Origin of the sequence: Nonomuraea sp. NPDC049649 (genome assembly GCF_040675175.1) — a bacterium.
Lineage (GTDB): Bacteria > Actinomycetota > Actinomycetes > Streptosporangiales > Streptosporangiaceae > Nonomuraea.
In genome coordinates this window covers 52,009-66,106 of record NZ_JBFAOH010000004.1, presented here as the reverse complement: position 1 = coordinate 66,106, position 14,098 = coordinate 52,009, and the positions used below count along the sequence as shown (strand labels likewise).

At 70.2% G+C, this 14,098-nt stretch carries 14 protein-coding genes; 7 read left to right on the top strand and 7 right to left on the bottom strand.

Annotation, left to right across the window (positions count from 1 at the left end):
- Nucleotides 1–44: 44 nt before the first annotated feature.
- Genes AB0J42_RS07475 through AB0J42_RS07455 form a run of 5 tightly spaced genes read left to right on the top strand, consistent with a single transcriptional unit; the run spans nucleotide 45 to nucleotide 5,240 of the window.
- Nucleotides 45–773, top strand: coding sequence for an amino acid ABC transporter ATP-binding protein (locus AB0J42_RS07475; RefSeq protein ID WP_364290504.1), 729 nt, complete (start codon nucleotides 45–47; stop codon nucleotides 771–773).
- 19 nt (nucleotides 774–792) lie between these two features.
- Nucleotides 793–1,665, top strand: coding sequence for a glutamate ABC transporter substrate-binding protein (locus AB0J42_RS07470; RefSeq protein ID WP_364289982.1), 873 nt, complete (start codon nucleotides 793–795; stop codon nucleotides 1,663–1,665).
- 58 nt (nucleotides 1,666–1,723) lie between these two features.
- Nucleotides 1,724–2,392 carry an amino acid ABC transporter permease gene (locus AB0J42_RS07465; protein ID WP_364289980.1) on the top strand — a complete coding sequence of 223 codons (669 nt, stop codon included), beginning with the start codon at nucleotides 1,724–1,726 and terminating at the stop codon, nucleotides 2,390–2,392.
- A complete protein-coding gene (locus AB0J42_RS07460) occupies nucleotides 2,389–3,261 on the top strand; it encodes an amino acid ABC transporter permease (RefSeq protein WP_364289978.1) in 873 nt (290 codons plus the stop codon). The genes AB0J42_RS07465 and AB0J42_RS07460 overlap by 4 nt, the downstream gene beginning before the upstream one ends.
- A 50-nt stretch (nucleotides 3,262–3,311) precedes the next feature.
- On the top strand, nucleotides 3,312–5,240 hold the full coding sequence (locus tag AB0J42_RS07455) for a prolyl oligopeptidase family serine peptidase (protein ID WP_364289976.1): 1,929 nt from the start codon (nucleotides 3,312–3,314) through the stop codon (nucleotides 5,238–5,240).
- 4 nt (nucleotides 5,241–5,244) lie between these two features.
- Here the strand turns inward: AB0J42_RS07455 and rny are convergent, their stop codons facing one another.
- From rny to recA, 5 genes are all read right to left on the bottom strand, one after another.
- Entirely contained in the window at nucleotides 5,245–6,858 is a 1,614-nt protein-coding gene (gene rny / locus AB0J42_RS07450; RefSeq protein WP_364289974.1) for a ribonuclease Y, read from the bottom strand.
- Between the two features lie 297 nt (nucleotides 6,859–7,155).
- On the bottom strand, nucleotides 7,156–8,433 hold the full coding sequence (locus AB0J42_RS07445; RefSeq protein ID WP_364289972.1) for a hypothetical protein: 1,278 nt from the start codon (nucleotides 8,431–8,433) through the stop codon (nucleotides 7,156–7,158).
- Nucleotides 8,430–8,930, bottom strand: a complete 501-nt coding sequence (locus AB0J42_RS07440; RefSeq protein ID WP_364289970.1) for a SigE family RNA polymerase sigma factor — start codon at nucleotides 8,928–8,930, stop codon at nucleotides 8,430–8,432. Before AB0J42_RS07440 ends, AB0J42_RS07445 begins: the two co-directional genes overlap by 4 nt.
- 513 nt (nucleotides 8,931–9,443) lie before the next feature.
- On the bottom strand, nucleotides 9,444–9,920 hold the full coding sequence (locus tag AB0J42_RS07435; protein ID WP_364289968.1) for a regulatory protein RecX: 477 nt from the start codon (nucleotides 9,918–9,920) through the stop codon (nucleotides 9,444–9,446).
- A 1,655-nt stretch (nucleotides 9,921–11,575) separates the two neighbouring features.
- Nucleotides 11,576–12,673, bottom strand: coding sequence for a recombinase RecA (gene recA, locus AB0J42_RS07430; RefSeq protein ID WP_364289966.1), 1,098 nt, complete (start codon nucleotides 12,671–12,673; stop codon nucleotides 11,576–11,578).
- A gap of 217 nt (nucleotides 12,674–12,890) precedes the next feature.
- Between recA and AB0J42_RS07425 the strand changes: the two genes are divergently transcribed.
- Entirely contained in the window at nucleotides 12,891–13,157 is a 267-nt protein-coding gene (locus tag AB0J42_RS07425) for a hypothetical protein (RefSeq protein WP_364289964.1), read from the top strand.
- On the opposite strand, the gene AB0J42_RS07420 is transcribed toward AB0J42_RS07425, so the two are convergent.
- On the bottom strand, nucleotides 13,149–13,343 hold the full coding sequence (locus AB0J42_RS07420; RefSeq protein WP_364289962.1) for a DUF3046 domain-containing protein: 195 nt from the start codon (nucleotides 13,341–13,343) through the stop codon (nucleotides 13,149–13,151). The two genes, AB0J42_RS07425 and AB0J42_RS07420, sit on opposite strands and share 9 nt — an antisense overlap.
- A 43-nt stretch (nucleotides 13,344–13,386) precedes the next feature.
- Here AB0J42_RS07420 and AB0J42_RS07415 point away from each other — a divergent pair, with 43 nt between their 5' ends.
- Nucleotides 13,387–13,581, top strand: coding sequence for a hypothetical protein (locus AB0J42_RS07415; protein ID WP_364289960.1), 195 nt, complete (start codon nucleotides 13,387–13,389; stop codon nucleotides 13,579–13,581).
- Between the two features lie 21 nt (nucleotides 13,582–13,602).
- Here the strand turns inward: AB0J42_RS07415 and AB0J42_RS07410 are convergent, their stop codons facing one another.
- On the bottom strand, nucleotides 13,603–14,091 hold the full coding sequence (locus AB0J42_RS07410; RefSeq protein WP_364289958.1) for a VOC family protein: 489 nt from the start codon (nucleotides 14,089–14,091) through the stop codon (nucleotides 13,603–13,605).
- Nucleotides 14,092–14,098 lie beyond the last annotated feature (7 nt).

Here is a 14,098-nt window from a genome sequence, read left to right as displayed (position 1 = left end):
CTCTACCGTTCTGACCCATGACGGAGAACGGGGACGGCACTCCACTGTTGCAGATGGAGCACGTCAACAAGCACTTCGGGGCGCTGCACGTCCTGAAGGACATCAACTTGACCGTCTCTCGCGGCGAGGTCCTGGTCGTCATCGGCCCGTCCGGAAGCGGTAAGTCGACGCTCTGCCGGACGATGAACCGGCTGGAGACGATCGACGACGGCAAGATCGTCTTTGACGGCCAGGTGCTGCCGGACGAGGGCAAGGCCCTGGCCAGGCTGCGTTCGGACGTCGGGATGGTGTTCCAGCAGTTCAACCTGTTCGCCCACAAGACCATCCGGGAGAACGTCACCCTGGGGCCGACCAAGGTCCGCCGCATGTCCAAGGACGCCGCCGACAAGCGCGCCATGGAGCTGCTGGAGCGGGTCGGGATCGCCGCCCAGGCCGACAAGTACCCTGCCCAGCTCTCCGGCGGCCAGCAGCAGCGCGTCGCCATCGCCAGGGCTCTGGCCATGGATCCCAAGCTGATCCTGTTCGACGAGCCGACCTCCGCGCTGGACCCCGAGATGGTGCAGGAGGTGCTCGACGTCATGATCGGGCTGGCTCGCGACGGGATGACGATGGTGGTCGTCACACACGAGATGGGTTTCGCCCGCAGGGCCGCCAACCGGGTCGTGTTCATGGCGGACGGGCAGATCGTCGAGGAGAACACCCCCGACGAGTTCTTCACCAACGCGCAGTCCGACCGTGCGCGTGACTTTCTTTCCAAGATCCTCACGCACTGAACTATTGAGGCAGGTACACATGCAGATGCGTCGGATGGGTGCGGTGCTCGCCGCCTTTGCCATGGCGGGAGCGCTGGCCGCGTGCGGCGGCGATGACGCCGGTGGCGGCGGCGACTACGCCACCGTGATCGACAAAATCAAGGGTGGCGGCACCGTGGTGGTCGGCACCAAGTGGGACCAGCCGTCCCTGGGCCTGAAGACCGGGGCCGAGCCGGAGGGCTTCGACGTCGACGTGGCCAAGGCCGTTCTCAAGGAGATGAACGGCGGCGAGGACGTCAAGGTCGAGTGGAAGGAGTCGGCCTCGTCCAACCGTGAGCCGTTCCTGGAGAACGGCACGGTCGACATCATTTTCGCGACCTACTCGATCACCGAGGAGCGCAAGGGCAAGGTCACCTTCGGCGGCCCGTACGTGATCTCGCACCAGGACATCATGGTGCGCAAGGACGACACGTCCATCAACACCCCGCAGGACCTCAAGGGCAAGCGCATCTGCAAGGCCGCGGGCTCCAACTCCTACCGCCGCATCACCGACCCGCCCCCGGACGGCGAGCTCGACATCGACGCCACCACCGTCGACGCGGCGAACTACTCCGAGTGCGTGCAGAAGCTCAGCGGCAGCAACCTCGACGCCGTCACCACCGACGACCTGATCCTGGCGGGCTTCGCCAAGCAGGCCGGCGGCAACTTCAAGGTGCTGGGCCAGGGCTTCACCGACGAGAAGTACGGGGTCGGCCTGAAGAAGGGCGACGTACAGACCTGTGAGGCCGTGAACACCGCGATCAAGACGCTGTGGGACAACGGCACCATGAAGACGCTGCTCGACAAGTGGTTCGGCGGCATCGAGGGCCTTCCGCTCTCGACCGAGGCACCGCCCGCCGAGGGTTGCGCCTGATCACGTCTGAGGCGGCGGCCGGGATCCCGGCCGCCGCCCTTCTCTGTGGTGGAGCACGATGGACGAACTAATCAAATATGCGCCGGTCCTGGCGGAGGGCTTCCTGGAGAACGTCAAGCTCTCCCTGGTGGCCGGGGTCGTCTCCCTCGTCCTGGGCACGGTCCTGGTGGCGATGCGGGTCTCGCCCACGCCGGTGCTGCGCGCGGTGGCGACCGTCTACGTCAACGTGGTGCGCAACACGCCGCTGACGCTGGTGCTGGCGTTCTCCGCGCTGGGCCTGAGCGACCAGCTCGGCCTGGTGTTCTCCGAGCAGCCGCGCGTCAACTCGTTCTGGATCGTCGCGATGGGCCTGTCGTTCTACACCGCCTCGTTCGTGTGTGAGGCGCTGCGGGCCGGCATCAACACGGTCCCCATGGGGCAGGCGGAGGCGGCCCGGTCGATCGGGCTGACGTTCTTCCAGTCCCTGCGGCTGATCATCCTGCCCCAGGCGTTCCGGGCCGTCATCGCCCCGCTGGGCAGCGTGATGATCGCCATGATCAAGAACACCACGGTCGCGACCGCCGGAGGCTACCTGGCCGACGCCGCCGCCGTGATGAAGGAGACCTTCGACACCACCGGCGCGTCGATCCCCATCTTCATCGGGATCGTGCTCGCGTTCATGGCCCTGACCATGCCCATCGGCTACTTCACCGGTTGGCTGTCCCAACGTCTGGCGGTGGCCCGATGAACCTCTCCGTCCTGTTCGACACCCCCGGCCCGCGCGGGCGGATGCGCAACCACCTGCTCACCGCGGTCAGCGTGCTCGTCATCGGCGCCATCGGCTACTGGGTCTACCAGGGCTTCGACGCCAAGGGCCAGTTCGAGGGGCAGATCTGGAAGCCGTTCCTCGAGGCGAACACCTGGCAGACCTTCATCATCCCGGGCCTGATCGGCACGTTGCGGGCGGCCGGGGCGGCAGCCGTGCTCGCGCTGGTGTTCGGCGCGGTCTTCGGTCTGGCGCGGCTGTCCGACCACGCCTGGATCCGCATCCCGGCCGGGATCGTGGTCGAGGTCTTCCGGGCCATCCCGCTGCTGCTGCTGATCTTCTTCATCTTCTACCTGCTGCCGATGCTGGCGGGCGGCGGCGACTACGCCTTCATCGCCGTGGTGCTCGGCCTGACCCTCTACAACGGGTCGGTGCTGGCGGAGGTCGTGCGCGCGGGCATCAACGCCGTGCCGAAGGGCCAGTCGGAGGCGGCGTACGCGGTCGGCATGCGCAAGAACCAGGTGATGCGGCTGGTGCTGCTGCCGCAGGCGGTCACGGCGATGATGCCGGCGATCGTCAGCCAGCTCGTGGTGCTGCTCAAGGACACCGCGCTCGGCTACATCATCGCCTACGTCGACCTGCTCAACACCGGCTTCAAGATCCTGCCGGCGGTGTTCTTCGGCTCGCTGATCCCGGCGGCCATCGTCATCGGCGTGATCTACGTCGGGCTCAACATGGCGCTCAGCTACCTGGCCAACTGGCTGGAACGGCGGAGCAGGCGCAGCCGCAAGACCACGGCGCCACCGGTCGTGCCATCCGTCGCGGACGGAATGGGCGCGGCGGGCGGCTAGACAGCACCGACCGAGCCACGGGCGGCGGGGATTTCCGGCAGGATGCGGGTATGCCCGCCGCTCCGTGGCCCTCCCCCATCTCCACCTCCGACGTCGCCCGCGCGGCGGCTCACCGCGACTGGCCGTCCGCCTCCGGCGGGGCCGTCTGGTGGGCGGAGGAGCGGCCCGAGGAGGGGGGCCGCACCACGATCGTGCACCTCGCCGCCGACGGCGTCCGAACCGACCTGCTGCCGCCGCCGTGGAACGCCCGCACACGCGTCCACGAGTACGGCGGCCGCCCCTACGCCGTCGCCCCCGGCGGCGAGGTCGTCTTCTCCGAGCTGACCGACCAGCGGCTGTACGTCCGCGACCGCTCGGGCGCGATCAGGCCGCTCACTCCCCCGGGTGACCGCTTCGCCGACCTGACGGTCCGCGACGGCCGGGTGTGGTGCGTGCGCGAGCGCCACCTCGACGACGGCAAGGTCTCACGGTCGATCGTGTCCGTCCCGCTGACCGGCGGCGAGGCCGCTGAGCACGTCACCGGCGACGGCTTCTACGCCTACCCCGCCCTCTCCCCCGACGGGCGGTGGCTCGCGTACGTGTGCTGGAGCCATCCCCGGATGCCGTGGCACGGCACCGAACTCCGCGTCACCCGCCTGACCGGCGGCGAGACGCGGACTGTGGCAGGCGGCCCCGCGGAGTCCGTGCTGGCGCCGCGGTGGCGCGACGACGGCCACCTCTACCTGATCTCCGACCGCTCCGGCTGGTGGAACCTCTACCTGGCTGCCGTCCGAGGCGGCGAACCGGAGCCGCTCTGCCCTCGCGAGGAGGAGTTCGCCGGGCCGCTCTGGTTCCTGGGCGGTCACCCGTACGCGATCCTCGCCGACGGACGGCTCGCCGTCCTGCACGGCCGCGCCGACCTGCGGCTCGGCGTCCTCGACCCGCGCACGGGCGTCCTCACCGACCTGGACACCCCTTTCTCGGGCTGGGCTCCGGCGCTCGCCGTCGACGGCGCCTGCGTGGTCGGCATCGCGTACAGACCGGCCGGCCCTTCTTCCGTCACCAGAGCCGGCCCGTTCGCCGCGCCCCCTTCCGGCGGCACCGCGTTCCACGCCTCCGCCGGGACGACGCCCTCGCGGGGGCGCGCGCCCCACCCGGTGGCTGGTCCGGCATCCCGGGTCGAGGTGCTCGCGGGCGGTCCCGGCGGGCTGCCCGACCCGGCCTACCTGCCGGCGCCGGTGCCGGTGACGCTGCCGGGCGAGGACGGCCGGGAGGTGCACGCCTTCCTGTATCCGCCCGCGCATCCGGACCACGTCGTGACCGGGCCCCACCCGTACGTGATCTTCGTGCACGGCGGGCCGACCGCGCACGCCACCACCGCGCTCGACCTCGGCAAGGCGTTCCTGACCTCGCGTGGCATCGGCGTGCTCGACGTCAACTACGGCGGCTCCACCGGCTACGGCCGCGCCTACCGCGACCTGCTGAAGGGGCAGTGGGGGGTGACCGACGTGGCCGACGTCGTCGCCGCCGCGCGCTGGCTGGCCGCCGAAGGGCACGCCGACCCCGGCAGGATCGCCGTCCGGGGCGGCAGCGCGGGCGGCTGGACGGTGATGGCGGCCTGCTGCCGGTCCGACCTGTTCGCCGGCGGCGTCTCCTACTGCGGGGTGAGCGCCCTGGCCCCGCTCAACGCGAACACCCACGACTTCGAGTCCCGCTACGTGGAGTGGCTGGTCGGCCCCGAGGACCCCGCCCGGTACGCCGAACGCGAACCGCTCGCGCTGGCCGGCGGCGTCTCCTGCCCGATGCTGCTGCTCCAGGGGCTCGACGACCCGGTGGTGCCGCCGGAGCAGTCGGCCGCCTTCGCCGAGGCGCTGTCGGAGCGCGGCGTGCCCTGCACCTATCTGGCCTTCGAGGGCGAAGGGCACGGCTTCCGCCGCGCCGAGACCCGCTCCACCGCGCTCGCCGCCGAACTCGCTTTCTACCAGCAGATCTTCCTGTGACGGGTCAGCGCGCGAACTCCGTCGCCCGCGACTCCCGCACCACCGTGATCCGGATCTGCCCCGGGTAGGTGAGCTCCTCCTCCACCTGCTTGGCCACGTCGCGGGCGATCACCTGCGCCTGGATGTCGTCGATCGCGTCCGGCTTGACCATGACCCGGATCTCCCGCCCGGCCTGCATGGCGAAGACCTTCTCCACGCCGTCGTAGGACTGCGCGATCTCCTCCAGCCGCTCCAGCCGCTTCACGTACGCCTCCAGCGACTCGCGGCGGGCGCCCGGCCGGCTGCCGCTGATCGCGTCGGCCGCCTGGGTGAGCACCGCCTCGACCGTGCGCACCTCCACCTCGTTGTGGTGCGCCTCGATCGCGTGGACCACGTCCTCCTGCTCGCCGTAGCGGCGCGCGATCTCCGCGCCGATCAGCGCGTGGCTGCCCTCCACCTCGTGGGTGAGCGCCTTACCGATGTCGTGCAGCAGCGCGCAGCGCTTCATCAGCGTCTGGTCGAGCTTGAGCTCGGCGGCCATGATGCCCGCGATGTGGGCCGACTCGATGAGGTGCTTCAGCACGTTCTGCCCATACGAGGTGCGGTAGCGGAGCTGGCCGAGCAGCAGCACCAGCTCCGGATGCATGTCGGTGAGACCCAGCTCGACCAGCGCGTCCTCGCCCGCGCGGGCGCACAGCTCCTGCACCTCGGCGCGGCTGCGCTCGTGCGCCTCCTCGATCCGCTGCGGATGGATCCGCCCGTCGAGCACCAGCTTCTCCAGCGTGAGCCGCGCCGTCTCCCGGCGAACCGGATCGAAACACGACAGCAGCACCGCTTCCGGGGTGTCGTCGATGATCAGGTTGACGCCGGTGGTCGACTCGAACGCCCGGATGTTGCGGCCCTCACGGCCGATGATCCGGCCCTTCATGTCGTCGCCGGGCAGGTGGAGCACGCTGACGACCGACTCCGCCGTCTGCTCGGTCGCCACTCGCTGCACCGCCAGCGTCACGATCTTGGTGGCGCGCTTCTCGCCCTCGCGGCGCGCCTCGCTCTCGATCTCCCGGACGATCAGCGCGGCCTCGCGCTTGGCCTGGTTCTCGATCTCGCGGACCAGCTCGGCCCTGGCCTGCTCACCGGTCAGCCCGGCCGCCCGCTCCAGGATGAGCCGCCGCTCCTCCTCCACCCGGAGCAGCTCGGCCCGCCGGTCGGCCAGCTCGATCTCGGTCTCGGCGAGCTTGCGTTCGCGCTCGGCCTGCCGCCTGGCCTCCTCGTCGAGCCGCTGCTCCCGCTCGGCCAGCCGCTGCTCCCTGCGTTCCAGATCGGCGCGGAGCTCCTTGAGCTCCGACTTCAGGATGCGGCTCTCCTCCTCGACCTCCTGCCGCATCTGCGCCGCGCTCTGCGCCGCCGTCTCCGACCTGCGCAGGATCTCCTCGGCGTCGGACTCCGCCTTGTCGCGGATCCGGCCCGCCTCCAGACGGGCCAGCTCCAGCTCGTCCTGGACGGCCGCCAGCTGCTCAGGGCTGGGCTTGGCGCTCGGCACACCTCCGGAGGTACGCCTGACGACGATGAAGAGGGCGGCCATCATCCCGCAGGTCAGTACGAGCACCGCCACGGACAGCACCACGACAAGCGGCCCCATGTACGCCCCGCCCTCCTCGCGTCGTCATCACCGGCCCTCGCACCGGGAGGGTCACGGGCGCGGCGCGGAAAGCCCCGGGACACATATCAAGCACACAAGCCGACCTCACGCCGACGGGGGCAGCCGGCGCTTCGCCCGCCTCGATCAACCAAGCTCGCTCGTCCGTCGTACACCGGTATGGCAATCCGCACTGCGCGGAGTAACTCCTCACTGCCGTCGAGGTTATGCGTCGAACAGGTCACGAGCAAGCAAACGGAGTGTCAAGCGTGTCCGGAACGCCACCCTCGTCTCCCCCTGTCAGTCGATCGCGTCCAGATTGATGACGTGGTATTCGCCGGGCAGCCGGTGCGCGACGAGCGGGCCCTGCCCCGACCGGAGCCGGACGATGCTCGCGCCTCCCTGCTCGTTCGGGGAGTGCTCCAGGTGCGCCGACCTGCCGGTTCGCACGTCGTACAGGACCTGCCCGTCGGTGAACTCCGCCAGGCGTCCGGCGGTGAACCGGTCGGCGGCCAGCTCCGCGTGGGCCCCCGGCGGCAGGTCGCGCTCGTCCGAGCCGTCGCGCAGCCGGTAGAACCCGCTCTGGTCCGCGCGGCGGCCCGCGCAGTGAGTCACCCCGCAACGGACGTCCTGCTCACCCGGACGGACGACGGCCGTGCTCGTCTCACCCGTCTCGGCGTCGCGCAGCTCCCGGAAGCTGACCTCGCCGTCCCGCGTGTACTCGCCCGGGGCGCCCACCCAGGGCCAGCGCAGGATGTGGTGCCGCTCCGCCCCCGGCACCGGCTTGGGCGCGCCGCCCTTCAAGGGGACCGTGTAGACGCCGCCCTCGACCAGCGAGAACGCCAGCCGGCCACCCGTCACGGCGAAGGCGCCGGACCGGCCGCGGACCGTCTTCGTCATCCGGATCTCCCGCGGCTCGCCGCCGCGGACGGGCACCCACCAGAACCGGGAGAAGCCGCGGTCGTCGAACGCCTCGAAGTAGACCCGGTCGCCCACCACCTGGAAGCCGTCGGCGTTCTTCCCCATCGACGTGCGGATGTCCGTGATCTTGCGGGCCTGCTTCGTCTCGAGGTCGTAGGCGTGGATCGCGTTGGGCTGCTCATGCCCGGCCCAGGTCTCCACCAGGACGGTGCGGTCGTCGATGAAGACCTGGGGGTGGAACGTCCGGCCGTCCGGAAGCTTGTCCGGGATCCGCCAGACCGCGCCGGGCCAGACCTTCTCCAGCGCGGGCGGAATCTCCACCGGAACCTCTCCTGGCCCGCCCTCACCGCGCTCCGCCGGATCCTCCCCGGGCCCGCTCTCGTCAAGCTCCGTCGTCCGATGCTCCGCGTCCCGTGAAACCCCCACCTCGGGCGGCCCCGACGCCGGACCGGCGCCGTCCCTGGCACCCCGCACCACCGCGCCCATACCTCCCGCGATCACCATCACGGCCAGGGCCGCGACCAGCGCCTGCCCGCGCGCCCGCCGCCTGCGCGACCGCGACAGCAGCCGCCCCGGCAGGTCGGCCGGCGCGTGCGGCGCACGCGTCGCCGCCTTCCCCAGCGCCCTGCGGAGACCGTCCTCCAGCTCCGTGCTCATGACGACCTCCCGTTCGCCGCCGCCGACCGGGCCACGACGGCCCGCAACTTGCCCAGACCGAGCGAGGCGTGACTGCGCACCGTCCCCCGCGAGATCCCCAGCATCCGGGCGATCTCCGCGTCCGTCAGCTCCTCGTAGTAACGCAGCACCAGCACCACCCGCTGCTTACGTGGCAGCCCCTCCAGCGCCCGCCACAGCCCGAAGTCGCCGTCGGACGGCAGCACGTCCACGTACGACTCCTCCGGCGGATCCCAGGCCAGCCGCTCCCTCCGGCGTAACCGCCAGGCGCTGATGTGCAGCCTCGCCATGATCACCCGCGTGTAGCTCTCCGGGTCCTGTTTCCTCCGCACCCTCGGCCAGGCCCGGTGCAGCCGGATCAACGCCTCCTGCGTCAGGTCGGCGGCGTCATGCGGGTTGCCGCTGAGCACATACCCGTACCGCAGCAGCGCGTCGGCCCGCTCGGCCACGAACTCCGCGAACCACGACTCGTCATCCAAATGATCTTCACCTTCTCAGTCGCCTCCCTCCCCAGACGGCCAGACAGGTGAATCCGTTGAACGCCACCCCACGAGAACCGGCCACCCGCGCGAACCGGCCCCGGACAGACTCAAGAACCGGCCAGACTCCCCCTCCGCGTATCAACCCCGGACGGGATGCAGAACCGGCCAGACTCCCCCATCCGCGCATCGGCTCCGGACGGACGGGAGAACCGGCCAGATACCCATCCGCTTCAGGACTCGTACCAGCACCGGACGACTGCGAGAGTCGGATTCGCTTCATACCGGTTTCGGACGAACGCGAAGGTCGGCCCGGCTCCCCATCCGCTTCAGGACTCGTACGAATGCCAGACGGACACAAGAACCGGCCGGTGCCCTCCCGTCCGCCCAGAGACCCGTACCGACTCCGATCACCCTGCACCGAGATGTCGGCAGTGCTACGCACCATCAGCCGGAACCGCGGACGTCCACGCCGAACAGTCGAGGACCACGGATGCGCCACTCCTGAGAGGACTACGGGTACTCGTCCTCGACCTCGACACCCTCCTGCTCCAGAGCCTCCCGGATCACCCGGAACGACAGCCCCGGCGGGTAGCCCTTTCGCGCGAGCATGCCGGCCAGACGGCGGGTACGGACCCGAGCATCCAGGTTGCGGGTAGCAGGCAGCCTCCGCTCCACCAGACGCCGAGCGGTCTCCTCCTCCTGATCCGGTTCGAGCCTTTCGACGGCCTCCTTCACCGTCTCCTGGTCGACCCCGCGACGCCGCAACTCGTTGGCCAGCGCCCGCTTGGCCAGCCCGCGCCCGTGATGCCGCGACTCGACCCAAGCCTCAGCGAACGCCTCATCGTTGATGAACCCCAGCTCGGTGAACCGGTCGAGCACCGACTCCGCCACCTCGTCGGGCACATCCCGCTTCCGCATCGCCTCGGCCAGCTGCACCCGCGTCTTGGGCGCCATCGTGAGCAGCCGCAGGCAGATGGCCCGCGCCACCGCCTCCGGATCGGCAGGCGGCGCCGCAGCAGCCCCGGAACCCTCGTCCGGCCCATCGGCGGGCCACCCACGCCCGCCCTTCCGCCCGGACCGCCTCCCCTTACGCCCCTTCCTCGGCCGCTCCCCCGGCTCAACCCCCGGCGTAGCCCAGAACCCGGCCTCCCCACCCGACGACGCGTGCCCCCCACCGGAAGCACTCCCGAGAGCCCCACCATCGCTCTCCTCACCGGACGCAGCTACGGAATAACGCCGCCCACCACGCACCCCTCCGGCCGCGCCCCCAGAGAACTCCTGGTCACCATCCGACCCACCGTCGGACACAGCTCCGCCGGACCCCGCGTCTCCATCCGACCCACTGCCGGACGAAACCTCATCGAGCCGCTGACCGTCACCCGACCCCCTGCCGGACACGACCTCGGGAGACGGCGGAAACGCCTCATCCAGGGTGGCGCTCTCCTCCCCACCGATCTGCTCGGCGGAGAAGTCGGCTGGAGAGCTTTCTGCTGACACAAGGCCCGACTCCGCCACAGCGTCATCCGAATCAAGGCCGGAAGCAGCACTGTCACGCCCCAGATCGGACCTAACACCGTCACGGCCCTGGCTGGACCCGGCGCCCTCATCGGCCAAACCGGATTCGGCATCACGGTCCAGGTCAGGCGTACGGTCGGCGATCAGCCGGGACGAGTCAGCAGTACCGTCACGACTCTGTCGAGGCTTCCCCCCGCGCTGGTCAGCCGTCTCATCACGCTGATCGAAAACGGAACCGTGGGAGGCTTCACCGGACACGGCACCAGCCGACGTCCCGGACACCGAAGTACCGGTCTGTGAATCCGGCTCCTCAGCCGATTCCCGCTGACGACGACGCTGCTCGCGCCACTCCTCAGGCGAGGGCCACCCACCACTCGCGTCACCCGTCACCGGAGCAGACTGCTTCCTCCGCCGCCCCCGTGCGGTCAGCCCGTCGCCCTTCAGAGAAGAAGACCCGGCCCGTTCACCTTCAAAGGGACCACGACCGTCGCCGTCCAAGGGATCATGCCTCACACCGGAAGCACTCCCGGCATGCGGATCGGAAGGACCGTCGGCCTGTCCCACACTGGAAGGCCCACCATGATCTTCCGCGAAGGGCAGGTCAACGGACGCCGCCGTGAATTCATCGGCGGAGGGCCCTGCCTCAGCCGGGCCCTCTTCCCGAAACGTCGCCCCACTCGCCTTCGGCCACGCCTCGGAAGCCCCGCTCTCCGCGACGGATTCCTGTCGCCCCGCCTTCGGAGACGCGCTCCGCGCTCCCGCCGTAAACGAATCCTCCGAAGACCCGCTCCCGGCCTCCGGGTCCTCCTGCTGGGAGCTCCCCCCAAGACCAGCCTTCGCCGCATCCTCCGGAGACGGCTCCTCGCTCGTACCAAGAGAACCGCTCCGCTCCGAGCGTACGGAGGAGCCGCCCTCGAGGTCCTCAACGGTCTCGGAATCACCCCAGAAGGGATGGCGTCGCTGAGGTTCGCCCGGGGAGCGCGTCCACCAGGCGTCCTCCGCCGGTTGCTGCTCCCCCGGGGCCTGACCGCCGAAGAAGGGGTGGCGTCCGCCCGTGCGCGAAGTGCGGCGGGATGAGGCCGGGGCGCCCCGGTCTCGGGGCGCCGGGTCCGTGTCGTTCATGCCAATCAGACGTCACCGGGCTTCGGCGTGGACTTGGAGCCGCGGCCGGTCGAGGCCTTGGCGGGGGCGGCAGGGGCGGGGGCGGGGGCTTCGGCGGGCTCGTCGAGGCGGGGGCCCACGCCCAGCTTGTCCTTGATCTTCTTCTCGATCTCGTTGGCCATGTCGGGGTGGTTGCGCAGGAAGTTGCGCGCGTTCTCCTTGCCCTGGCCGAGCTGCTCGCCCTCGTAGGTGTACCAGGCGCCGGCCTTGCGGACGAAGCCGTGCTCGACCCCCATGTCGATGAGGCCGCCCTCGCGGGAGATGCCCACGCCGTAGAGGATGTCGAAGTCGGCCACCCGGAAGGGCGGGGCCATCTTGTTCTTGACCACCTTGACGCGGGTGCGGTTGCCGACCGCTTCGGTGCCGTCCTTGAGGGTCTCGATGCGGCGGATGTCCATGCGGACGGAGGCGTAGAACTTGAGCGCCTTACCGCCGGTCGTGGTCTCGGGCGAGCCGAACATGACGCCGATCTTCTCGCGGAGCTGGTTGATGAAGATGGCGGTGGTGCCGGTGCTGCTGAGCGCGCCGGCGACCTTGCGCAGGGCCTGGGACATGAGGCGGGCCTGGAGGCCGACGTGGCTGTCGCCCATCTCGCCCTCGATCTCGGCCTTGGGCACCAGGGCGGCCACCGAGTCGACGACGATGATGTCGACGGCGCCGGACCTGATCAGCATGTCGGCGATCTCCAGCGCCTGCTCGCCGGTGTCGGGCTGGGAGACCAGCAGGGCGTCGGTGTCGACGCCGAGCTTCTTGGCGTACTCGGGGTCGAGGGCGTGCTCGGCGTCGATGAACGCGGCGATGCCGCCCGCCCGCTGCGCGTTGGCGACCGCGTGCAGCGCGATGGTGGTCTTACCGGAGGACTCGGGGCCGTAGATCTCGACGATCCGGCCGCGCGGCAGACCGCCGATGCCGAGCGCGATGTCCAGGGAGATCGATCCGGTCGGGATCACCTCGATGGGGGCTCTGGCCTCATCGCCGAGGCGCATGACGGAGCCCTTGCCGAACTGCCGCTCGATCTGGGCGAGGGCGGTCTCAAGGGCCTTCTCGCGGTCGTTGATAGCCATGGGAGCTCCCCCTGGAGGGTCGTGGTGCGAAACAGTCGAGTGAAAGCTACGGTCTGCCACCGACATTTTCCGAAGGGTCGGGGAAGACGTGGCCCGGCGCGCCTATCGTAGCCGAACGACTGTTCGATCACACGCAATCGCGGCGCAGCCTCGCCGACCCATGTTCTCACGCGCCTGAGCTGGGGAGACTCCTGGAAAGACGGGAGGAGGCGGCCACGTGGAGAGCCCGTACACCGGTGAGCGGCGCATTCTCCTGCGCAGACTCGCCGAGGCGCTCCCCCGTTACGGGCTGGTGAGCCGGATGGTGGGCGAGGAGGAGCCACTGCTGTGGGTGTGGCATCCGCAGACGGGCGGGCAGACGCTGGTGTTCGCCACGCCGGCACGCGACGGCTGGCTGTTCTTGTGGGGGCAGGGCGGCCGGGGCGACGCGGAGAACCTGGATCACACGGCCCGCGCGCTGCGGGACACGCTGGCGTCAGCGTAGCCGGGCGGAGACCTCTTCGACCTGGCAGACCGCCCGCCAGACGGTCTTGGCGCTCTCGCCGTCGGCCAGCGCCTGGTCCACGGTGCGGCCGCCCAGGGGCGCGATGACGTAGTCGCGCGCCCACGACTCGGCGTAGGCCTCGCCGAAGTGTTCGCGCATCCGTCTCCAGAACTCGGTCAGGCGCATCACTCAAGTATGGATGCGCCCCGGGTGTGGGTAAGACATGCCCATGGCAAAGACCCCGAAATCCTCACCCCCGAAGTCCGCCCAGGCCAAGGCCAACAGGGCGAAGCGCCGCCGCCTGCTGGCCTTACAGCGCTCGTTCGTACGTCAGGAGAAAGCCGAGAGAGCGGAGCGGCACGCCGAGATCAAGCAGGAACCCCGGGCGGGCCTGCCGCGCACGCGACGCCCGTCCAGGCGCTAGAGCGGCAGCTAAACGGCCGGGTCACAGCACGCGCGCGCCGTACATCTCGCCGAGATGGTCGGCGAGCAGCTCCAGCCGGGCGCCGTCGGGGTCCTTGAAGTAGATGGAGGCGCCGCTCTCGATCTGGTGGGGCACGCCGGCCATCTCCAGCTTGCCGCGCAGCCGCTCCCAGGTGACGGGGTCGACGGAGATCGCGATGTGGTGGAGGCCGCCGAGCACCTCCTGGTAGGGGCCGAGGTCGAGGCCGGGGAGGTCGAAGAAGGCGAGCAGGTTGCCGTTGCCGATGTCGAAGAAGAAGTGGCTGGACCCCTTGTAGTCGCGGTTCTCGATGATCTCGGTCAGCGGGAATTCGAGCAGGTCCTGGTAGAACTTCACGGTGCGTTCCACGTCGGACGACAGCAGGGCGACGTGGTGCAGGCCGCGCGCGCTCGACGGGGGCCGGCGCGTTAAGAGGTGGCGCCGCCGGATCTCCTCGCGGCGAGCCTCGATGGCCACGTGGTCGATGCTCACGGTCGGT